General features: G+C 60.3%; 1 protein-coding gene. It reads right to left on the bottom strand.

The window, feature by feature from the left end:
• Positions 1–198 precede the first annotated feature (198 nt).
• On the bottom strand, positions 199–297 hold the full coding sequence (locus P792_RS39655) for a hypothetical protein (RefSeq protein WP_369794223.1): 99 nt from the start codon (positions 295–297) through the stop codon (positions 199–201).
• Between the last annotated feature and the right edge of the window lie 23 nt (positions 298–320).

Genomic DNA, 320 nt, shown 5'->3' with positions numbered 1-320 from the left:
CCGCTCGCTTGAGGAGGTGGCCCCGCCGCTTTCCGCCCTCTATGCGGCTCGTGAGCAGGAGGCGATGCGCTCTGGAGCGTAACGAGTATGCCCCTGATCCAGACGGCGTATCAGGGGCGTGGTCCCCAGATCAGCGAGGGGATAGTGTCGTGCGGCAGATGCTACCCTAGGCCTTTTCTAGGACTAACGGTTCTGCGGTCAGTTCTGATAGAGCTCCAACGGCAGGCCATCAGGGTCGGTAAAGAAGGTATAGAGCTTGCCTGTATACGGGTCAGTACGGATCGGTTCGCAGGCCACGCCATGACCCGTCAGATGATCGA

The organism is Asaia sp. SF2.1 (genome assembly GCF_000505765.1).
In the GTDB taxonomy this organism is placed as follows: Bacteria; Pseudomonadota; Alphaproteobacteria; order Acetobacterales; family Acetobacteraceae; genus Asaia; species Asaia bogorensis.
The sequence above is the reverse complement of the archived record's forward strand: the minus strand, read 5'-3'. Positions and strand labels throughout refer to the sequence as shown.